Source organism: Streptomyces sp. NBC_00078 (assembly GCF_026343335.1).
Lineage (GTDB): Bacteria > Actinomycetota > Actinomycetes > Streptomycetales > Streptomycetaceae > Streptomyces.
This window is the reverse complement of the sequence record NZ_JAPELX010000001.1, coordinates 983,751-1,003,414: the sequence shown is the minus strand read 5'-3', so window position 1 is coordinate 1,003,414 and position 19,664 is coordinate 983,751. Positions and strand designations below refer to the sequence as shown.

Below are 19,664 nucleotides of genomic sequence, written 5' to 3'. Positions count from 1 at the left end.
CCATCGAATCATCCGATCGCGCGCACCCTAGTGCGCGCGGAAGCAGCTTGTCACGACTCACAAGCACACCCGGAGCTGCAGTTTTCCGGCTGGACGGGGCGAATCGACCGCATGCGACGCGGCGCGGTCAGGCTGCCGGGAGCCCCAGTAGCTCGCGGGCCACCGTCCCGGGCGACGTGTCGCGCTCCCGCGCGAGCGCGATGACAGCCCTGCAGGCGAGCTCATTGACCCCGAAGGACAGGGCCTCGGGCGACACCCAGCCGGCCGCCTCGTCGATCCGGTCCTGATCGTCCTCCGCGCAGGCCGAGACGTATGCGGCCGCAGCCTCGAAAAGATTGTGTGTACGTTTGTCCCCGCCGCTGTTCACCTCCGCCCGCACGGCGTTGAGGAATCTCGCACAGGACTTGCGCACCCTGCCCCACATGCTGACCACCTTCCCCCTGCGTGGTGTGCCCCGGCTGATCGTTCATCTCCTGCTGTTCAACGTAGAGTTGGAGCTCCGGCTGCAGAAGGGGGACGGGGCGGTGAAGCGCTTCCAGCGGCTCTGACACATCCGGCGGACGGGCCCGTACCGGGACGCTTTCGGGATCCACCCTGAACTGATCAACCGTCGAGAGACCTGATCGTGTCGTGCAGCCACGTGAGTTCGGCCCGGGACGTGGCACGCGCGATGGTCAGCAGCCCGCGGCGGAAGGGATCGTCCAGCTCCTCGGCGCGCAGCGGCCGGTCGCCGTCGTAGAAGAAGCTCGCCGGTTCCTCCAGAAACGCCAGCCTGCGCCGGAGTACGGCCGCTTGTGCCGGGGCGTCGTCGAGGTGGCGGAGGAAGGCGAGCACGGTGAACCACCGGTTCTCGTCGGTGATGTCGCGCTGGGCGGGCTCGGCCAGCCGTCGGCGCAGTTCCCCTCTGCCCTCTTCGGTGAGCGTCAGGACGTGACGTGGAGCGGCCACGGCGCCGGGCTCCGTGGCGCGCTCCAGCAGGCCCGTCTTCTCCAGGCGCTTGATCGCCGGGTACAGCGTGCTTTCGGCGACGGGTTTCACGTGGCCGGTGAGCGCGGTGATGCGTTTGCGCAGCTCGTAGCCGTGCAGCGGGGCGTCGTACAGGAAACCGAGGATGGCGAACTCCAGCATGCCCGCATTCTCTCGCAACAGCGCTGTACATCGCTTCCTTGATACCTCGTGTCACTGATACCTCGCATCACTGATACCTCGAATCTCACATACATCGTGTTCTCTATACCTCGAAACCGATGTATTCTTCTGGCGGGGCCGAGGGCGGCCGCCGTGGTGCCAGAGGGAGGACGCGATGAAGCAGGCCGAGTTCGACGGCAAGGGAAGCTGCATCCGGTGGACGGAGGCGCCGGGCGAGGAACCCGCGCGCGTGTATGTGCACGGACTGGGCTCGGTCTCGGCCGTGTACCACGCGCACATCGCGGCGCGCCCCGAACTCGCGGGCCGGCGCAGTCTGTTCGTCGATCTGCCAGGGCACGGCATCAGCGACCGCCCCGAACACTTCGGCTACACACTCGAGGAGCACGCCGACGCACTGGCCGCGGCGCTGGACGCGGCGGGACTGACCGGCTCCGAGCTAGTCCCGTACTTCGCGGGTCGTTGAATCGGTTGGAGTAGAGGGTTCGGTCGTATCCGGGTCGGGGCTGTGGGCGTTAGCCGGGTGTGTCGATGATTTCCCGGTCCCCGCGGCCTCGGTCCCAGCGTCAGCGCCTTGAGTGCGTGGTGACGTCTGTGGTGGAGAAGCGTCTGGGCGCTCTGCCTGTCGCTGCCGAGTTTCTGCGCCGGCTGGACGTGGCGGGGATCGTCGACGGGTTGTGCCCGTCCGCGCCGAGCGCGCACCTGACGCACGGGCAGGTCATCGAGGCGCTGGTCGCGAACCGGCTGACCTCGCCGATACCGCTGTTCCGGGTCGGCGACTGGGCCCGGACCTGGGCGGTGGAGGAGGTCCTGGGCATCGAGGCGGGCTTGCTCAACGACGACCGCCTCGCGCGGGCACTGGATGCGATCGCCCCGAAGCTGGAGCAACTCGCGGGCACGGTCGGCGCGCGGGCGATCACCGAGTTCGGCATCGACGTGTCGCGGTTGCACTGGGACATGACGTCCATGTCCGTCCACGGGGCCTACCCGCTGGAAGATCAGGACGACGCGTTCCCGGTGATCAAGCACGGGCATCCCAAGGACCGCCGGGTGGACCTGAAGCAGGTCCAGGCCGGGCTCGCGGTCACCGGTGACGGCGGCATCCCGGTCCACGCCCGGGTCTTCGGCGGGGGCGCGGCCGAGGTGTCCCAGGTCGTCGGGGCGATGAAGGATCTGCAGAAGCTGGCCGGCGAACGGGAGTTCCTGCTGGTCGCCGATTCCAAGCTGGTTTCCTACCCGAACGTCGCCGCACTGCTGGCAGCCAGGACGGCATTCATCGCCCCGGTCCCGGCGGCTCAGGTCAAGGACGGTTTCTATGCCGCCTTGGACCTGGAGGCCGCCACTGTCGTGGACTGGGTGCCCGACCGCGACGCGGGCAAGGACCCCGCCCAGCGCGAGGTCTACCGGGTACTGGAGGACGTTCACACCCTGAACGGTCCGCGCAGGCGCGACCCGGTCCTGAGCGTTCGCCGAATCCTGGTCCACTCCACCGGCAACGCTGCGGGCCAGCAGGCCGCCCGCACCAAACGCCTCACCCGCGCGGCCGAGGACCTGGACAAGGTCCAGCACGGAGCCGGCGGCAGGTACTACAACACCGCCGAGAAGATCGCGGCCCGTATCGGCGTGATCGCCAAGACCCGGCGGGTTGCCTCCTGCCTGCGCACCGAGATCGGCGAAGACGACAACGGCAGGCCCACCCTGGCCTGGCACTTCGACCATCAGGTCCTGGACGACGAGGCGGCAGCCGACGGCTGGTACGCGCTGCTGACGGCGCTGACCCCCGAGCAGGCCGACCCGGGCCAGGTCCTGATCCAGTACAAGGGCCAGGGATCGGTCGAGCGCCGTTACGCGGACTTCAAGGGCCCCCTGGCGGTCACCCCGCTGTTCGTGCAGCACAACCACCGCGTCGCCGCCCTGATCCAGGTCATCTGCCTGGCCCTGCTGGTCTTCAGCCTGATCGAGCGCCAGGTCAGACAAGCCCTGGGCCCCGAGCAGACGATGGTCGGCCTCTACCCGGACAACCGCCGGGTGCGGCCCACCGGCCGCATGATCCTCTACCACCTGAGCGAACTCGCCCTGCGGATCGGCAACGTCACCGATCCACCCACCGTCCAGATCACCCGAGGAGTCCAACTCCACCTCCTCGACCTCCTCGGCATCGAAGTCACTCAAACCCGCTGGCCAATGACCTGAAACGGCGACCCGCGAAGTACAGGGCTAGTAGACTGTCGCGACTAAGTGTCGTGCTGGTTGGTGGAGTTGGGGTCGGGCGAGCTTCGCTTGGCGCTTCCGTTCGGCTGGGCAGGGGTGCCGTGTCCTCGCAGAAGAAGTATCCGGTCGCGTTGAGCGCCGAAGATCGTCGGGCGTTGGAGCGTGTGACGACGACGGGGGTCCGCAGCGCGTCGATGATCAGGCGGGCGCGGGTACTGCTCGCGCTGGACACCTCGGTCGGTGAGGTCGATCCGCGGGCGGTGATCGCGGACCGGGTCGGGGTCTCGTGCGATTCGGTCCGCCTGATCTCGAAGCGCTACGCGGAGACCGGCGGCGATGTGTGGGCCACGGTCGGCCGGAAGGAACGCGCACTCCCGCCGGTGCCCTCTGTGGTGACCGGCGAGGTCGAGGCGAGGCTGATCGCGCTGGCCTGCTCGACGCCGCCCAAAGGACACGCCAGGTGGTCGCTGCGTCTGCTGGAGAAGCACGTCGCGCTGGTCGAGGACATCCCGGATCTGGACCACTCCACCATCGGCCGGGTGTTAAAAACGGAACTGCGTCCTCATGTGAAGAAGTGCTGGACCATTCCGCCGGCTGCGAATGCGGCCTTCGCCGCGGCGATGGAGGACGTCCTGGCGGTCTACCACCGACCCTTCGATCCGGCGCGCCCGGTGGTGTGCATGGACGAGAAGCCGTACCAGCTCCTCGGCCACGTCCGCGATCCGCTTCCCGCGCAGCCGGGCCGTGACCGGCGTGAGGACAACGAGTACGTCCGCTCGGGGACCTGCTCGATCTTCTGCTGGGTCGAGCCGCTGCGCGGATGGCGGCGCGTCGACGCCCGGCCCCGCCGGACCAGGGTCGACTGGGCGCACCAGGTCGAGCACCTGCTGACCGTGGACTATCCCGACGCCGCCACGGTCGTGCTGGTGATGGACAACCTCAACACCCACACCACCGCCTCGCTCTACGAAGCGTTCGACCCGGCAAAGGCCTTCGCGCTGGCCCAGCGCCTGGAGATCCACCACACCCCCAAACACGGGTCCTGGCTCAACATCGCCGAGATCGAGCTCTCCGCCCTCACCCGCCAGTGCCTGGACCGCCGCATCGACGACCTCACCGTGCTCAACACCGAACTCGCCGCCTGGCAGCAGCACACCAACAGCAACCAGCGCCAAGTCGACTGGCACTTCACCACCGACGACGCACGCGTGAAACTGCGCCACCTCTACCCAACCACATAGCGAAATTAAGTCGCGACAGTCTACTAGTGGCGCACAGCATGGGCGGCGCCGTCGCCATCGTGCTCGCCCACCGGCGGCCGGACCTGGTCTCCAGGCTGGTCCTCACCGAGGCCAACCTCGATGCCTTCCCGCCGCCCGCCGCGGGCAGCAGCGGCATCGCCTCCTACGAGGAGGACGCTTTCGTCGACGGCGGCTACGCGCGCGTGCTGGAGAAGGCCGGCCCCTCGTGGGCGGCGACCATGCGGCTGGCGGACGCGCGTGCCCTGCACCGCACAGCCGTCGGCCTGAGGCGTGGCTCGGAGCCCGTCATGCGCAGCGTCCTGGAGGAGCTGCCGATCGACCGCGTGTACCTGCATGGCGAACAGAGCGGTGAACTCGCGGGCAGGGAAGCCCTGGAGGCCTCCGGTGTGCGTGTGGTCACGGTGGCCGGCGCGGGCCACAACGTCATGTTCGACAACCCCGACGCCTTCGTGGCGGCGGTGGCGGGCCCGCGCTGAGTCTCAGCCCTCCCGTACCGCCAACGCCAGGAAACGGGAGTCCTCGTCGACGTACGAGGTCATGCGCCACCCCGAACCTGCCAGCAGAGGGCCGAGGTTGGCCTCGGCCCGCAGGTCGTCCGGGGTGATGCGGCGTCCCTGGCGTGCCGCCAGCGCCGCCCTGCCGATGGGGTGGAACAGCGCCAGTGCGCCTCCGGGGCGGACCACGCGGGCCAACTCCCGCAGATTCTCGGTCGGTTGCGGCAGGTGTGCGATGAGTCCTGCGGCGAACACGGCGTCCAGTGACTGCGGCCGCAGCGGCAGCGCTGCGGCATCGGCGAGGAGCAGGTACCCGTCACGGTCCCTCCCGGCCCCTACGGCGGCCTGAAGCATGGCCGGGGTCAGATCGACCCCGACGGCCACTCCCGACCGCCCCACGGCGGCACGTAGCGGCGTCAGGGCCCGCCCGGTGCCGCAGCCGGCGTCGAGCACCCGGTCGCCCTCACGCAGCCCCATGTCGGCGACCGCGGCGGCGTAGGCGGGGCCGTCCGGGAACCGGCTGTCCCAGCCGGCGGCGCGGGCACCGAAGAAATCCTGGACGTGTGTGTGGTCGTCGCTCATGTTCCGCATGATCCCTCACCGACACGGATGACGCCCCGGCGCGCATGTTCGAGCGTGACGCGATCGTTCAGCCACACCTCTGCGTCATATTCCAACAGCTTTCGAAATGCGCGCCCTTGGTGCGCCCCTGCCCGGACTAGCGTCCCTGGGCCATGGGACACCTGGACCATGCCACCTTCGGCTGGCTGACCCCCGTGCTGTCGTATGCGATGGCTTGCATCGGCGCCGCACTGGGACTGCGCTGTACCGTCCGCGCGCTGGGCGCCACCGGGCGCTCACGCCGCAATTGGCTCGTCACCGCCGCCTCGGCGATCGGCACCGGCATCTGGACCATGCACTTCGTGGCCATGCTCGGTTTCAGCGTCAGCGGCACCGACATCCGTTACGACGTGCCGCTGACCATCGTGAGCCTGCTCGTCGCCATGCTCGTCGTCTGTGCGGGCGTCTTCGCCGTCGGCTACAGCCGGGACCGCACCCGCGCGCTCTTCCTCGGCGGCCTCACCACCGGGCTCGGCGTCGCGAGCATGCACTATCTGGGCATGGCGGCGGTGCGGCTGCACGGCCATGTCGACTACGACCCGGCACTCGTCGCACTCTCCGTCGTGATCGCCGTCGTCGCGGCGACGACGGCCCTGTGGGCGGGCCTCAACATCAAGTCGCCCGTGGCCGTCACCGCCGCCTCGCTGATCATGGGGGCCGCGGTGACCAGCATGCACTACACCGCGATGTTCGCCGTGAGCGTCCGTGTCACTCCCTCCGGCCAGGCCCTGCCCGGGGCCACGGCGATGCAGTTCATCTTCCCCCTCGCCGTCGGCCTCGGCTCCTACCTGTTCCTGACCTCGGCCTTCGTAGCGCTGTCGCCGACGACCGGGGAGCGCGAGGCATCCGCCTCGGCCCAGCGGCCGGTCGAAAGCGCCGCCCACTAGCGACGGCCCGCGCTGCCGGATCCCTCGGCCCACCCCCGACCCACTCCCGAGCGAGGAGGCCATGCGTACACCGCGTAGGACCCTCAGCCCAGGCGCCGAGGCGCCGCCCCAGTCTCCCGCGCGCGGGCGTCGCGCCCATGCCGGGCCGCCCGCCGACGAGGTTTTGGACGAACCCGCGGGCCCGGCACCGGACGACAGCCGGTTGCGCGGGGGCGGCTGGCGAATACGGCCGCGCACCGTGCGAGCGAAGATCGTCTGCCTGCTGATGGTTCCGGTCGTCTCACTGCTGGCCCTGTGGGCGTACGCCACCGTCAGCACGGCACAGGACGTCTCCCGGCTACGGCAGTTGCAGCGCGTCGACTCCAGGATCCGCACCCCCGTCGCCACCGCGGTCGCCGCACTGCAGACCGAGCGCGCGGCCGCGGTGCGCTACGCGACCGACCCGTCCTCCGGACAGGGCAGCGACTACAAGAAGCTCGCGGACCGCACCGACAAGGCCATCGCGAAGCTGCGGCTCGGCGGCGACCACACCGTCGCGAACAGCGAGGAGCTGCCCACCGGGGTGTCCGAGCGGCTTGAGACGTTCGTCGCAGGCGGCGAACGGCTGCGGTCCCTGCGCGCAGCGGTGATCGACCGCCGCGCGGACTGGGACGTGACATACCGGCAGTACACGAAGACCATCAGCGGCGCCTTCGGGGTGGGCGGCGCACTCACCGGCATCCAGGACTCCGACCTCGGCTCCGACGCGCGTGTGCTGCTCGAGTTCTCCCGCGCGGGAGAGGCATTGGCCCAGGAGGGCGCGATGCTGGCCGGTACCCGCCCGTCCGGTGGCCTCAGCGGTGAGCGGCTGCGGCTGTTCACCGGCGCCGTCGCCACCCGCCGAGCCCTCACCGAGGCCGCCGTCGCCGATCTGGGCGGCCCGCAGCGGAGCGCCTGGCAGAACCTCGCCGGGAGCAGCGCGTACGCCACCCTGGGCACGGCGGAGGACGCGGTCGTCGACGGCACCCCGGGCCCGCTCACCGCCGCACCCGAGGCCACCTGGGCCACAGCACACGCGCGCGTGCAGGACCGTATGCGGACGATCGAGGAGAACGCGGGGCGCGGTGTCGCCGACAGCGCCGCCCCGTTCACCCGCGGCGCGCTCACCCCGGCCGGCGCCGCGGTGCTCCTCGGCCTCGCCGCGGTGGCCGCGTCGCTCGTCATCTCCGTCCGTATCGGACGAGGCCTCGTCGTCGAGCTCGTGAACCTGCGCAACAGCGCTCTGGAGATCGCCCGGCGCGACCTCCCCGAGGCCATGCGGAAGCTGCGCGCGGGCGAGGAGATCGACATCCAGGCCGAGGCCCCGCCCGGACCGCCCGCCGAGGACGAGGCCGGACAGGTCGCCGAGGCCCTGGGCACCGTGCACCGCGCCGCCCTGCGGGCCGCCGTCGAACGCGCCGAACTCGCCGGCGGCATCTCCGGTGTCTTCGTCAACCTCGCCCGCCGCAGCCAGGTCCTCGTCCACCGCCAGCTGAGCCTCCTGGACAACATGGAACGCCGTTCCGACGACCCCAGCGAACTCAGCGACCTCTTCCGGCTCGACCACCTCACCACCCGCATGAGGCGCCACGCCGAGAGCCTGATCATCCTCTCCGGTGCGGCACCCGGCCGGGCCTGGCGCATGCCGGTCTCGCTGACGAATGTGGTCCGCGCGGCCGTGTCCGAGGTCGAGGACTACGCGCGCGTGGAAGTACGACAGCTCCCCGAAGCATCGGTCGTCGGCTCGGCCGTCGCCGACCTCACGCACCTCCTGGCCGAGATCGTCGAGAACGCGGCCCAGTTCTCGCCACCCCACACGCGCGTGCGCGTCATCGGCGAACCCGTCGGCAACGGCTACGTCGTCGAGGTCGAGGACCGCGGCCTGGGCATGGGCACGGACAATCTCGCCGAGGCCAACCGCCGCATCGAACAGTCCGAGGCACTCGACCTGTTCGACAGCGACCGTCTCGGCCTGTTCGTGGTCAGCAGGCTCGCGGCCCGCCACGGGATCAAGGTGCACCTGCGCACCTCGCCCTACGGCGGCACCACCGCAGTCGTACTGCTGCCCACGACGCTGCTGCACGGCGGGACGGCGGAACGTTCCCCCGGCAAGACCGCGAACGCCCCGCAGCCGGCGGAACGCCGGTACGCGCGCCTGCCCGAGGCCGCACCGCACCAGGAGTCCGTCCCGGCGACGGCAGAGCGACCCGCGCTGGTGGCACACACAAGGGCCGCGGCGGAGCCCGACATCCCACCCCCCGGAGTGACCACCTTGCGCCTGCACCGTCCCCCGGAGGACGCCGAAGAGTCCGACGACCTGCCCCGTCGTGTGCGCCAGGCGAGTCTCGCCCCCCAACTGCGCGAACAGCGGACCGAGGAGCCGGCCCGGACACCGGCCTCTCCCCGCGAGGAACCGCGCAGCCCCGAGGTCGTGCGCGAGCGCATGGCGGCCTACCGCGACGGCTGGACGCGCGGCGGCGGCAGGCAACCCGGCCGCGGTGCCGGACTGGATCCCACACCGCGCAGCGACAGCAGCGAAGGAGACCACGCATGATCCAGGACCCGAGCATGAGGGCCGACCCGAGATCCGGCGAACTCGACTGGCTGTTGGACGACTTGGTCCAGCGAGTGAGCGAGGTGCGGCACGCCGTGGTGCTGTCCAACGACGGACTCGCCGTGGGCGCGTCATCCGATCTGCGTCGTGAGGACGCGGAACACCTCGCCGCCGTGGCGTCCGGGTTCCAGAGCCTGGCCAAGGGTGCCGGCCGGCACTTCGGCGCCGGCGGGGTGCGTCAGACCATGGTGGAGATGGACGACGGCTTCCTGTTCGTGGCCGCCGCGGGCGACGGCTCCTGCCTCGCCGTGCTCACCGCCGTGACCGCCGACATCGGCCTGGTGGCGTACGAGATGGCACGACTGGTCAAACGCGTCGGAGAGCACCTCTACACCCCGACGCGCGTTGCCGCGCGGCCGCCCGCCGCCCGATGAGGCGAGAGAGTGACGCGCGCAGATGAACGTGGACAGGACCGGCACCCCGATCGAGCCGGGCAGCCAGTGGTACGACAGCGAGGCGGGGCCCCTGGTGCGCCCGTACGCCATGACGGGCGGCCGCACCAGGCCTGGCCCCACCGGGGTCCGCTTCGACCTGATCGCCCTGGTCACCCTGGACGCGGGCGCGCCCGGCGCCGAGGACGACACGGGGCTCGGGCCGGAACACCAGGACCTGATCGAACTGTGCCGCACGGAGACCCAGTCGGTCGCGGAGCTCGCCGCGGGATGCGACCTGCCCGTGGGAGTGGTCCGGGTCCTTCTCGGCGACCTGCTCGAACTCGGCTGCGTCACGGTCAGCCTTCCGGTGCCGCCCGCCCAGCTTCCCGACGAACGGATTCTGCGCGAGGTGATCGAAGGATTGCGGGCGCTGTAGATGAGAGTTGTGCAATCCCTCGGAGAGGGGACGCAGTTGTGATGATGCATGTCGACGTCGACCGTTGCCGGCACTCCCGAGAGAAGTGATCGATGGTCTCCGAGCACTCCGATGCACAGGGCGGCGATACGACCGCGCTGGCGTTGAAGATCCTGGTCGCCGGCGGATTCGGCGTGGGCAAGACGACTCTGGTGGGCGCGGTCAGTGAGATCAGGCCGCTGCGCACCGAGGAACTGCTCAGCGAAGCCGGCCAGTTGGTGGACGACACGGACGGCGTGGACCAGAAGGTCACGACGACCGTCGCCATGGACTTCGGACGTATCACCATCCGGTCCGGTCTCTCGCTCTACCTCTTCGGCACACCGGGCCAGGACCGTTTCTGGTTCCTGTGGGACGAACTGTCGCAGGGGGCTCTCGGTGCCGTGGTTCTCGCGGACACCCGACGGCTGGAGGACTGCTTCCCCGCGGTGGACTACTTCGAGCACCGGCACATCCCGTTCGTGGTGGCCGTCAACTGCTTCACGGGCTCCCGCACCTACGGGGCCCAGGACGTCTCGCGCGCCCTCGACCTCGACCGGGGAACGCCGGTGGTGCTCTGCGACGCCCGTGACCGGGACTCGGGGAAAGAGGTGCTGATCCGGCTCGTCGAGTACGCCGGGCGGATGCACACCGCCCGGCTTCTCGACTCGGTCGGCTGACCGGGGCCGGAGGTCAGCCGCGCTCAGCTCGCGACGGCCTTCTCGGCCAGGACCTTGTCGATCGCGATGCGGACGAGGAGTTCCCCCGGCACGCCGTTGCGCCGCCCGAACTCCTCGGCACGCTCCTCACCCATGTACCGGGCCCCGATGCGGGCAGCCCAGTGCGTCAGCTCCCCGAGGTCCTCCGAGATCCGGGCACGGCCCTGCAGGACGACGAAGTCGAAGGGCGGCCGGTCGTCGTCGATACACAGGGCGGCCCGGCCGTCACGAGCCAGATTCCTTCCTTTCACGCTGGTCTTGGCGGTGTTGAACACCAGTTCGTCGCCGTCGAGCACGAACCAGATCGGTGTCACGTGCGGGCTTCCGTCGGCCCTCACGGTCGACAGCTTCGCGGTGCGGGTGCCGTGCGAGACGAACGCCCGCCATTCGTCGTCGGTCATCTTCTGCGCCATGTTCCTATCCTCCTTGCCCGTGGGCCGGTCGTGGTGAAGGCTGGCGTGGAGATCCTCCGGCCAGGGGGAGTCGTCACACGGGGAGACCGGATCATGGCGCAGAACCAGGGACTTGACTGGCTGTTGGACGACCTGACCGAGCGCGTCGAACATGTGCGGCACGCATTGGTCCTGTCCAACGACGGGCTGGTGACGGGAGCGAGCACGGGCCTGCGGCGCGAGGACGCCGAGCACCTCGCCGCCGTCTCGTCCGGACTGCACAGCCTGGCCAAGGGGTCGGGACGCCACTTCGGCGCGGGCAGAGTACGCCAGACGATGGTCGAGTTCGACGACGCGGTGCTGTTCGTCACCGCCGCCGGCGCCAGCAGCTGTCTGTGCGTGCTCAGCGGGGCGGAGGCCGACATCGGCCAGATCGGCTACGAGATGACCCTGCTCGTCAACCGGGTCGGCGAACACCTCGGCGTGGAGACGCGACAGCCCGAGCGAACCACGACCACGGACATCTGACCTGCAGGTTCGTCGTCTCGATCGGAGTTATCCACAGGCTCGCCACGCGATCCGCCAAAGCGGCTACGGTTTTTCCCGAGGCCGCGCGCACGGCGCGGGCCACGTACTCCACGGGGGAGACCGAACATGTCCGGCAACACTGTCACGCAACCGAACAGCGCATCCTGCACGCCGAGCCGTGCGGCCCGCGAACTGGGCCTGAAGCGAGGGGAGTTCGACCTCGGCGTCAATCTCGGACACATCCGCACCGTGCCGGACGAAGGAGGCGGGGGCCTACGGGTCACCCGCACCGAGATCGACCGCCTGCACGCCGAGGACGGCTTTCCCGGGACACTGAAGCAACGTGTCGAGGCCGTTGGCACGAAGGACGGCGCTGAACTGATGGCCGTACCGCTCGGCAGGTTCACCCGCCTGGCCAGGCTCGGTGTGGTCGTGCCGGTGAGGTTCTACCTCAACCGCTACCGTGCCGTCGTCTGGCTCTATCTGGCTGAAGAACTACGGCAGTTCGCGGCCGACGAGAACAACGCGCCGCTGCTGAGGGGCCGTACGTCCGCCGGACTGCGGCAGCAGCTGGCCGAGGGGCTGGATCTGCGACCGCGGACCTGGCGGGGCCGGCACCTCGGTTTCCTGCGGCGACGAGCGGGCGACCATCCGTGGGCGTGTGCGGCGGCCGTGGCGTCTCAGCTCGACGCCGTTCAGATCGCGGAGATCGTCCAGGACCCCTACGAGCGCGCCCACCTGAACCGGTTCCGGCCCAGTCCGCCGGCGCACGGCGCACCCGGTTCGCCCGCCGCGCACTTGGCCGAGAGCCTCTCCATGGCGCAGGACCCCGGTGAGATCGGCTGGCTGCGAGCCGATCTCGCGCAGGCGGTGGACGAGGCGCGCGCACTCCAGCCCGCGCCCCGCCCGACTCCCGGGCACGGGCGGCCGGCTCCCGGGCCGGCGCCGACGGAAGCACGGGAACCGACACACCCCACACTCCCGACGGCCGCGGAGCAGAGCCCAACCGAGTCCGAGGAACCGGGGTGCTCACGCGGGTTGTTGAGCAGACTGCTGCGCAGAAGCGCGTGAACTACAGCGCCCGGAAGAGCCCCTCCTGGACCACGGACACGATCAGCCGTCCCTGCCCGTCGTAGATCCGGCCGCGGGCAAGCCCCCGGCCGCCCGTCGCGATCGGAGACTCCTGGTCGTAGAGGAACCACTCGTCCGCGCGAAACGGCCGGTGGAACCACATGGCGTGGTCCAGCGACGCCATGTCGAAACTCCGCGGGCCCCACAGGGGTTCGATCGGGATGCGGACGGCGTCCAGGAGGGTCATGTCACTGGCGTAGGTCAGAGCGCAGGTGTGCACGAGCGGGGCGTCGCCGAGCGGCCCGACCGCACGCATCCACACAGCGCTGCGCGGCTCGGCGTCCTTGATCTCCTCGGGAGTCCAGCGCAGCCGGTCCACATACCGGATGTCGAAGGGCTGACGCCGGGCCATCCGCTCCAACTGCTCGGGCAGCTCGCCCAGATGCTCGCGGACCTCCTCCATCACCGTCGGCAGCGACTCGGGGTCCGGGACCTTGCGGGCCGGCGGCAGCTGGTGCTGGAAGGGTCCTTCCTCAGGCTGGTGAAAGGAAGCGGTGAGATTGAAGATCGTGCGTCCCTGCTGCACGGCTGTGACCCGGCGGGTCGTGAAGGACCTGCCGTCCCGCACCCGCTCCACCTGGTACACGATGGGCACGCCCGGCCGGCCCGGGCGCAGGAAGTACGCGTGCAGTGAGTGCACCGGACGGTCGCCGTCCGTGGTGCGGCCGGCGGCGACCAGCGCCTGGCCGGCCACCTGGCCGCCGAAGACCCGCTGCAGGGACTCGTGCGGGCTGCGGCCACGGAAGATGTTGACCTCGATCTGCTCCAGGTCGAGCAGGTCGACGAGTCTCTCGGCCGGGTTCGTCATGCGGGGGATTCTCCTTGGCTCACAGCTGGCCGACATCGGTGACACGGACGATCGCACGGCCCTCTGTGTCGGAGGCCGCGAGGTCGATCTCCGCGCTGATGCCCCAGTCATGATCGCCGTTCGGGTCGGCGAAGATCTGGCGAGCGCGCCACAGGCCGTGCTCCGGCTCCTCCTCGATGAGCAGCAGCTTGGGGCCGCGGGCGTCGGGGCCGGTGCCCAGGTCGTCGTACTCGTCCCAGTACTTGTCCATCGCCTCGCCCCACGCGTCGGCGTCCCAGCCGGACTCGGCGTCCAACTCGCCCAGCTCCTCGACGTGGTCCAGGGCGGCGAGCTCGACGCGGCGGAACATCGCGTTGCGGACCAGGACCCGGAAGGCGCGCGCGTTGGAGGTGACCGGCTTGACCTCGTCGGCCTTCTCCTGGGCCTCCTCGGCCGTCATCTCCTCCGGGTTGGCGAGCTGCTCCCACTCGTCCAGCAGGCTGGAGTCGACCTGGCGGACCATCTCGCCGAGCCACTCGATCAGGTCCTGCAGGTCCTCGGACTTGAGGTCGTCCGGGATGTTGTGGTCGAGGGTCTTGTAGGCGCTCGCGAGGTAGCGCAGCACGATGCCCTCGGTGCGGGCCAGCTCGTAGAACGACACCAACTCCGTGAAGGACATCGCCCGTTCGTACATGTCGCGGATGACGGACTTCGGCGACAGCGGATGGTCGCCCACCCAGGGATGGCTCTTGCGGTACGTGTCGTAGGCGTGGAAGAGCAGCTCCTCCAGCGGCTTGGGGTAGGTGATGTCCTGGAGGCGCTCCATGCGCTCCTCGTACTCGACGCCGTCAGCCTTCATCGCGGCGACGGCCTCGCCCTTGGCCTTGTTCAGCTGGGCGACGAGGATCTGCCGCGGGTCGTCCAGCGTCGACTCGACGACGGACACCATGTCCAGCGCATACGACGGCGACTCCGGTTCGAGCAGTTCGAACGCGGCGAGCGCGAAAGTGGACAGCGGCTGGTTGAGGGCGAAGTCCTGCTGCAGGTCCACGGTGAGACGGACGATCCGGCCCGAGGCGTCCGGCTCGTCGAGTTTCTCCACGATGCCGCCGTCCAGCAGCGAGCGATAGATGGCGATCGCGCGCCGGATGTGCCTCAGCTGCTGCTTGCGTGGCTCGTGGTTGTCCTCCAGGAGGTGCCGCATCGCCTCGAAGGCGTTGCCCGGGCGGGCGATCACCGACAGCAGCATCGTGTGCGTCACCCGGAAGCGGGAGGTCAGCGGTTCCGGATCGGAGGTGATGAGCTTGTCGAAGGTGGTCTCCGTCCAGCCGACGAAGCCCTCCGGTGCCTTCTTGCGGACGACCTTGCGGCGCTTCTTCGGGTCGTCGCCCGCCTTGGCCAGCGCCTTCTCGTTCTCGACGACGTGCTCGGGAGCCTGGGCGATGACGAAGCCCGCCGTGTCGAACCCGGCCCGCCCTGCTCGACCGGCGATCTGATGGAACTCACGGGCCCGCAGCGTGCGGACGCGGCTCCCGTCGTACTTGGTCAGGGCTGTGAACAGCACTGTGCGGATGGGCACGTTGACGCCGACGCCCAGCGTGTCCGTGCCGCAGATCACCTTCAGCAGGCCGGCCTGGGCGAGCTTCTCCACCAGCCGCCGGTACTTGGGCAGCATGCCGGCGTGATGCACGCCGATGCCGTGCCGCACGTAACGCGAGAGGTTGCGGCCGAACTTGGTGGTGAAGCGGAAGTTGCCGATCAGCTCCGCGATCTGGTCCTTCTCCTCGCGCGTGCACATGTTGATGCTCATCAGCGCCTGCGCCCGCTCCACGGCCTGCGCCTGCGTGAAGTGCACGATGTAGACCGGGGCCTGCCTGGTCTCCAGCAGCTCGGTCAGCGTCTCCGTGAGCGGGGTGAGCCGGTATTCGTAGGAGAGGGGGACCGGGCGGGTCGCCGAGCGGACCACCGACGTGGGGCGGCCGGTGCGCCGGGTGAGGTCCTTCTCGAACATCGCGACGTCGCCGAGTGTGGCGGACATCAGGACGAACTGCGCCTGGGGGAGTTCCAGGATCGGGATCTGCCAGGCCCAGCCACGGTCCCCCTCCGCGTAGAAGTGGAACTCGTCCATGACGACCTGGCCGACGTCAGCGTTCTTCCCGTCGCGCAGTGCGATCGAGGCGAGCACTTCGGCGGTGCAGCAGATGACGGGCGCATCCGAGTTCACGGACGCGTCGCCGGTCAGCATGCCGACGTTCTCGGTGCCGAAGATCTTGCACAGCTCGAAGAACTTCTCCGACACCAGCGCCTTGATCGGCGCCGTGTAGAAGGTGACCTCGTCCCGGGCGAGGGCGGCGAAGTGGGCGCCCGCCGCGATCATGCTCTTACCGGAGCCGGTGGGCGTCGACACGATCACGTTCGCCCCGGAGACCGCCTCGATCAGCGCTTCCTCCTGGTGGGAGTAGAGCGTGAGCCCGCGCTCCTGGGCCCACGACTCGAAGGCTTCGTAGAGGGCGTCGGGGTCGGCGGTCGGTGGCAGCTGATCGATGAGGGTCACGCACCCATCTTGCCTGGCGTCCTCCCTCATAGGGGAATCGGTTGTCGCCTCGAAGATCACGACCAGTACGCTGTGACGCCGACGGAGTGTCAGCGCACCCGGTCAACTGGACAGCGGCACAAGAGGAATGGGGCGGGCAACGGCCATGATGGGACCAGCACACTCACTGTCGGGCGCCGCCGCCTGGCTCGGCGTCGGTGCGGCGGCCGCGGCGGCAGGGCACGCCATGCCCTGGCCCGTACTCCTGGTCGGCGCCCTGATCTGCGCCGGAGCCGCGCTCGCACCGGACCTGGACCACAAGGCGGCCACCATCTCGAGGGCCTTCGGTCCCCTCTCACGCGGGCTGTGCGAGATCGTCGACAAGCTCTCCTACGCCGTCTACAAGGCGACGAGGAAGCAGGGCGACCCGCGCCGCGCCGGGGGTCACCGCACGCTCACCCACACCTGGCTGTGGGCTGTCCTGCTCGGCGCGGGTACGTCGGTCGCCGCCATCACCGGTGGCCGCTGGGCGGTCCTCGCCATCCTCTTCGTCCACATGGTGCTGGCCATCGAGGGCCTGTTGTGGCGGGCGGCCCGGGGATCCAGCAGCGACGTCCTGGTCTGGCTGCTGGCCGCGACCAGCGCGTGGATCCTCGCCAGCGTCCTGGACAAGCCGGGCAACGGCTCGGACTGGCTGTTCACACAGCCCGGCCAGGCCTACCTGTGGCTGGGCCTGCCGATCGTGCTGGGCGCGATAGTGCACGACATCGGGGACGCGCTGACGGTCTCGGGGTGCCCGATCCTGTGGCCGATCCCGGTGGGCCGCAAGCGCTGGTACCCGATCGGTCCGCCGAAGTTCATGCGGTTCCGGGCGGGCAGCTGGGTCGAGCTCAAGGTGCTGATGCCGGTGTTCATGCTGCTCGGCGGAGTGGGCTGCGCGGCGGCGCTGAACTTCATCTGACGGGCGGGCCTCTGGAAGCGGGGACCGGGGTCTTCGAGATCTCCGAACTGCTTCCGTCTCAGTGACGGATCCCGAAGCCCGGAGGTGACCGCCGGACGCCACGAATTCCCTCTCGGCCGGGTGAGGCCGCAGGGGTCAGCCGGTGGAACCCTGCTCGCCTCCGGCCTCGCCCCCGCCCCCGTAGCGTCGCTCGAACTGGGCGATGCGGCCCTCCGTGTCCACCGTCCGCGCCTTGCCGGTGTAGAACGGGTGGCTCTCGGAGGAGATCTCCACGTCCACCACCGGGTAGGTCTCGCCGTCGTCCCACTCGATGGTCCGGTTGCTGGTCGCGGTGGACCGGGTCAGGAAGGCGTAGCCTGCCGCGCGGTCGCGGAAGACCACCGGGTGGTAGTCGGGGTGCTTGTCCTGCTCCATGGGTGCTCCTTGACTGGTGGCGACTGCTCAGCCGGACAGGGCGTCCTCGTCGACGATGTGCATCGCGGCCTCCTCGGCGGACGCCGCCGCGCCGTCGATGCCCACATCCGTGGCGACCATGGCGCTCTCGTCGTCCTCGTGCGCGCCCTCGTCGGGTGCCACGAGACGTCCGGAGCGGGCGGTGCCGACCTCGTTGTCCAGGAGTTCGCCGTCGGTGCCGTCGCAGTCGCCGATGCCGTCGTCGTCGGGCGCCATGAGATCCGGCACTTCCTCGGCGAGCCGCTGTTCCAACGTCTCCCCGTGCCGTCGTTCCGCCGCCGTCACATCGGCACGCTCCACCGCCCATGGTCTGTCCGGAGGGGACCAGCCCCGGTCGAGGGGGTCGTCGACACCATCGTTGACCAGGGAGTCCTCCGAGTCGAGCAGCCCGGAGTCCTCCTGGATCTCGGATCCGTCGGGCTGGTAGACGTCGTCTCCCCATCCGTCGGCGCTGTTCACGGGTACCTCCAGGTGATGGGGACGGCCCGTCTCACCGCGCGGGGCGTCGGACCGCCGTCACGCGGGGCACAGGCTGCACCCGGCAGAACCGACGGTCCCAGGGAGCTTCCCCGAGCCGGTGCCGTTATCCAGCCTTCCACCCCTTTTCGTGACTGCGCAACGGCACGGCACGAGGAGGTATCCGGTGCCGGGGACCGGCCCGTCGGTCGGGTGCGGTCGGTCGTCTCCCGTCGATCATGCCCGGTTGCCCTGCTCCGGGACCCGACGTCAGCTCCGCAGAGCGGCCGACGACCATACGTGCCCGTCGTCCGTCACCAGTTCGACGCGGTCGATGGTGCCCGCGGATCCGTAGGCGATCCAGGTGGCCCGGCCGGACGGCGGCATCCACCATTGGCCGGCGCTGCGGGTGGAGCCGTCCTTGAGGCGGAGCCGGCAGGTGTAGTGGGTGCCGGACCGGCCGTCCGTGATCTGCATGACCACGACGTGCTCGTCGCCGGCACGGCTCGGTTCCACGGTGCCGACCTTGGCCCCCGAACCCGTGACCAGAAGGGCTCCGTGATCGCTCGCGGCCACCTGGACCGGCGCCGACTCGTGGTGCAGGACAGTGGTGCCGACGGCGCCCAGGCAGAGTCCGGCCGCGGCGGCCGCGGCGACCAGCAGCGGGGTCCGGTGGAACCGGCTCGCGGGGGAGGGGCGGCGCAGTTCCAGGCGGCTGAGGACCCGGGCGTCGAAGCCGGGCGGAGCCGCGACCACGGGGGCCGCCGGCAGTACCGCGTCGACGGCCGCCGACAGGTCGTCGTATGCCGAGCGGCAGGAGGCGCAGACGGTGAGATGGCGCAGCAGCTCCGCGGGCTCGCCGGGGAGGGTGCCGAGAGCCAGGGCGGTCAGTTCGTCCTCGTCAGGGTGGTGTTCCCGGGCGTCAGGGTGGCGTTCCATCGCGGCTTCCCTCCTTCAGCGCGTCGCGCAGTCTGCGCAGGCCGGTGCGGATGCGGGTCTTGGCTGTGCCCAGGGGGATGTTCTCGTGCCGGCCCACCTCGGCGGCGGTGCAGCCGCCGAGCACGGCGAGGGCGACGGCGCGGGCCTGCTCGACGGGCAGGACCCGCAGCCGGGCGAGGGCGCGCTCGCTCTCCAGGGCGGCGAGGGCCTGTCGCGCAGTGCCGTCGGAGTCGTTGTCGGCCCGCAGGGTCACATCCAGCAGCCGCTCCAGGGTCTCCGCGAGGACAGGCGTGGCGCGCCGGGCCCGTACGGCGTCGATCGCGGCGTTTCGGGTGATGGTCAGCAGCCAGGTGAGCGCCGAGGCCCGGCGGGGGTCGTAGTTCCCCGCCGCCCGCCAGGCCCGGACGAACACCTCCTGGCTCACGTCCTCGGCCAGCATCGGATCGCGGGTCACGGAGAGCGCCAGACCGTGGACCGCGTCCTGGAAGCGGCGGACGAAGGCGGCCGCCGCCTGTTCGTCGCCCAGCGCGAAGCCGGCGACGAGCGAGGCGTCGTCGACCCGGTCCGCGCGAGGGAACAGTTCCACACCCTTGTGTACGTATGGGAGTGCCGAAGGGATTGAACGAGTGCCGAAAGAATTGAACGCAAACCGCCCCAATCCGTCGGCGCCGCTCGTCCGTACAA

At 70.1% G+C, this 19,664-nt stretch carries 21 protein-coding genes and 2 pseudogenes; 13 read left to right on the top strand and 10 right to left on the bottom strand.

Annotated features, from left to right (window positions below):
- Positions 1–127: 127 nt before the first annotated feature.
- Positions 128–424 carry a hypothetical protein gene (locus tag OOK07_RS04630; RefSeq protein WP_266677196.1) on the bottom strand — a complete coding sequence of 99 codons (297 nt, stop codon included), beginning with the start codon at positions 422–424 and terminating at the stop codon, positions 128–130.
- On the opposite strand from OOK07_RS04630, the gene OOK07_RS04625 reads away from it, so the two are divergent.
- A complete protein-coding gene (locus OOK07_RS04625) occupies positions 423–548 on the top strand; it encodes a hypothetical protein (protein ID WP_266677194.1) in 126 nt (41 codons plus the stop codon). The genes OOK07_RS04630 and OOK07_RS04625 overlap by 2 nt on opposite strands.
- Before the next feature lie 55 nt (positions 549–603).
- Here the strand turns inward: OOK07_RS04625 and OOK07_RS04620 are convergent, their stop codons facing one another.
- Entirely contained in the window at positions 604–1,128 is a 525-nt protein-coding gene (locus OOK07_RS04620; protein ID WP_266795122.1) for a PadR family transcriptional regulator, read from the bottom strand.
- A 175-nt stretch (positions 1,129–1,303) separates the two neighbouring features.
- Between OOK07_RS04620 and OOK07_RS04615 the strand changes: the two are divergent.
- The 4 genes and pseudogenes from OOK07_RS04615 to OOK07_RS04600 form a co-directional block, all read left to right on the top strand.
- Positions 1,304–1,606 (top strand): annotated as a pseudogene (locus OOK07_RS04615) (alpha/beta fold hydrolase); the annotation flags it as partial.
- Positions 1,607–1,740: 134 nt separating this feature from the next.
- Positions 1,741–3,339 (top strand): IS1634 family transposase, encoded by a 1,599-nt coding sequence (locus OOK07_RS04610; RefSeq protein WP_266679595.1) that lies wholly within the window; start codon positions 1,741–1,743, stop codon positions 3,337–3,339.
- A 119-nt stretch (positions 3,340–3,458) separates the two neighbouring features.
- On the top strand, positions 3,459–4,598 hold the full coding sequence (locus tag OOK07_RS04605; RefSeq protein ID WP_266795120.1) for an IS630 family transposase: 1,140 nt from the start codon (positions 3,459–3,461) through the stop codon (positions 4,596–4,598).
- A gap of 23 nt (positions 4,599–4,621) precedes the next feature.
- Positions 4,622–5,095: pseudogene (locus OOK07_RS04600) on the top strand (alpha/beta fold hydrolase); the annotation flags it as partial.
- Positions 5,096–5,098: 3 nt separating this feature from the next.
- On the opposite strand, the gene OOK07_RS04595 reads toward OOK07_RS04600, so the two are convergent.
- Positions 5,099–5,695 (bottom strand): class I SAM-dependent methyltransferase, encoded by a 597-nt coding sequence (locus OOK07_RS04595; protein WP_266795118.1) that lies wholly within the window; start codon positions 5,693–5,695, stop codon positions 5,099–5,101.
- Between the two features lie 152 nt (positions 5,696–5,847).
- Between OOK07_RS04595 and OOK07_RS04590 the strand changes: the two genes are divergently transcribed.
- The 5 genes from OOK07_RS04590 to OOK07_RS04570 all read left to right on the top strand — a co-directional run bounded on the left by OOK07_RS04590 (position 5,848) and on the right by OOK07_RS04570 (position 10,761).
- Positions 5,848–6,621, top strand: a complete 774-nt coding sequence (locus OOK07_RS04590) for an MHYT domain-containing protein (protein WP_266795117.1) — start codon at positions 5,848–5,850, stop codon at positions 6,619–6,621.
- A 61-nt stretch (positions 6,622–6,682) separates the two neighbouring features.
- Positions 6,683–9,193, top strand: coding sequence for a sensor histidine kinase (locus tag OOK07_RS04585; RefSeq protein ID WP_266795115.1), 2,511 nt, complete (start codon positions 6,683–6,685; stop codon positions 9,191–9,193).
- Complete coding sequence (locus tag OOK07_RS04580) at positions 9,190–9,627, top strand: roadblock/LC7 domain-containing protein (protein WP_266677182.1); 438 nt, start codon at positions 9,190–9,192, stop codon at positions 9,625–9,627. The genes OOK07_RS04585 and OOK07_RS04580 overlap by 4 nt, the downstream gene beginning before the upstream one ends.
- Before the next feature lie 22 nt (positions 9,628–9,649).
- Positions 9,650–10,063, top strand: coding sequence for a DUF742 domain-containing protein (locus OOK07_RS04575; RefSeq protein ID WP_266677180.1), 414 nt, complete (start codon positions 9,650–9,652; stop codon positions 10,061–10,063).
- Between the two features lie 92 nt (positions 10,064–10,155).
- Complete coding sequence (locus OOK07_RS04570) at positions 10,156–10,761, top strand: GTP-binding protein (protein ID WP_266677178.1); 606 nt, start codon at positions 10,156–10,158, stop codon at positions 10,759–10,761.
- A 23-nt stretch (positions 10,762–10,784) separates the two neighbouring features.
- Here OOK07_RS04570 and OOK07_RS04565 read toward each other — a convergent pair whose 3' ends face one another.
- The gene (locus tag OOK07_RS04565) at positions 10,785–11,213 is read right to left on the bottom strand and encodes a PPOX class F420-dependent oxidoreductase (RefSeq protein WP_266677176.1); all 429 of its coding nucleotides are present in this window, start codon (positions 11,211–11,213) and stop codon (positions 10,785–10,787) included.
- A 93-nt stretch (positions 11,214–11,306) separates the two neighbouring features.
- Here OOK07_RS04565 and OOK07_RS04560 point away from each other — a divergent pair, with 93 nt between their 5' ends.
- Together OOK07_RS04560 and OOK07_RS04555 are read left to right on the top strand one after the other, a co-directional pair.
- Positions 11,307–11,720 carry a roadblock/LC7 domain-containing protein gene (locus OOK07_RS04560; protein ID WP_266677174.1) on the top strand — a complete coding sequence of 138 codons (414 nt, stop codon included), beginning with the start codon at positions 11,307–11,309 and terminating at the stop codon, positions 11,718–11,720.
- A gap of 126 nt (positions 11,721–11,846) precedes the next feature.
- A complete protein-coding gene (locus OOK07_RS04555; RefSeq protein WP_266677172.1) occupies positions 11,847–12,791 on the top strand; it encodes a DUF6397 family protein in 945 nt (314 codons plus the stop codon).
- Between the two features lies 1 nt (position 12,792).
- On the opposite strand, the gene OOK07_RS04550 is transcribed toward OOK07_RS04555, so the two are convergent.
- On the bottom strand, positions 12,793–13,659 hold the full coding sequence (locus tag OOK07_RS04550) for an acyl-CoA thioesterase (protein ID WP_266795112.1): 867 nt from the start codon (positions 13,657–13,659) through the stop codon (positions 12,793–12,795).
- Positions 13,660–13,678: 19 nt separating this feature from the next.
- Positions 13,679–16,192 (bottom strand): DEAD/DEAH box helicase, encoded by a 2,514-nt coding sequence (locus tag OOK07_RS04545; protein ID WP_266795110.1) that lies wholly within the window; start codon positions 16,190–16,192, stop codon positions 13,679–13,681.
- A 145-nt stretch (positions 16,193–16,337) separates the two neighbouring features.
- On the opposite strand from OOK07_RS04545, the gene OOK07_RS04540 reads away from it, so the two are divergent.
- Positions 16,338–17,132, top strand: a complete 795-nt coding sequence (locus OOK07_RS04540) for a metal-dependent hydrolase (protein WP_266677166.1) — start codon at positions 16,338–16,340, stop codon at positions 17,130–17,132.
- A gap of 135 nt (positions 17,133–17,267) precedes the next feature.
- Here OOK07_RS04540 and OOK07_RS04535 read toward each other — a convergent pair whose 3' ends face one another.
- The 4 genes from OOK07_RS04535 to OOK07_RS04520 all read right to left on the bottom strand — a co-directional run bounded on the left by OOK07_RS04535 (position 17,268) and on the right by OOK07_RS04520 (position 19,566).
- On the bottom strand, positions 17,268–17,546 hold the full coding sequence (locus OOK07_RS04535; protein WP_266677164.1) for a type B 50S ribosomal protein L31: 279 nt from the start codon (positions 17,544–17,546) through the stop codon (positions 17,268–17,270).
- 27 nt (positions 17,547–17,573) lie between these two features.
- On the bottom strand, positions 17,574–18,044 hold the full coding sequence (locus OOK07_RS04530) for a DUF5709 domain-containing protein (protein WP_266677157.1): 471 nt from the start codon (positions 18,042–18,044) through the stop codon (positions 17,574–17,576).
- Positions 18,045–18,311: 267 nt separating this feature from the next.
- Positions 18,312–18,980: a cupin domain-containing protein gene (locus OOK07_RS04525; RefSeq protein ID WP_266795108.1), complete on the bottom strand. Its 669-nt coding sequence runs from the start codon at positions 18,978–18,980 to the stop codon at positions 18,312–18,314.
- On the bottom strand, positions 18,964–19,566 hold the full coding sequence (locus OOK07_RS04520; protein WP_266677153.1) for a sigma-70 family RNA polymerase sigma factor: 603 nt from the start codon (positions 19,564–19,566) through the stop codon (positions 18,964–18,966). The genes OOK07_RS04525 and OOK07_RS04520 overlap by 17 nt, the downstream gene beginning before the upstream one ends.
- Positions 19,567–19,664 lie beyond the last annotated feature (98 nt).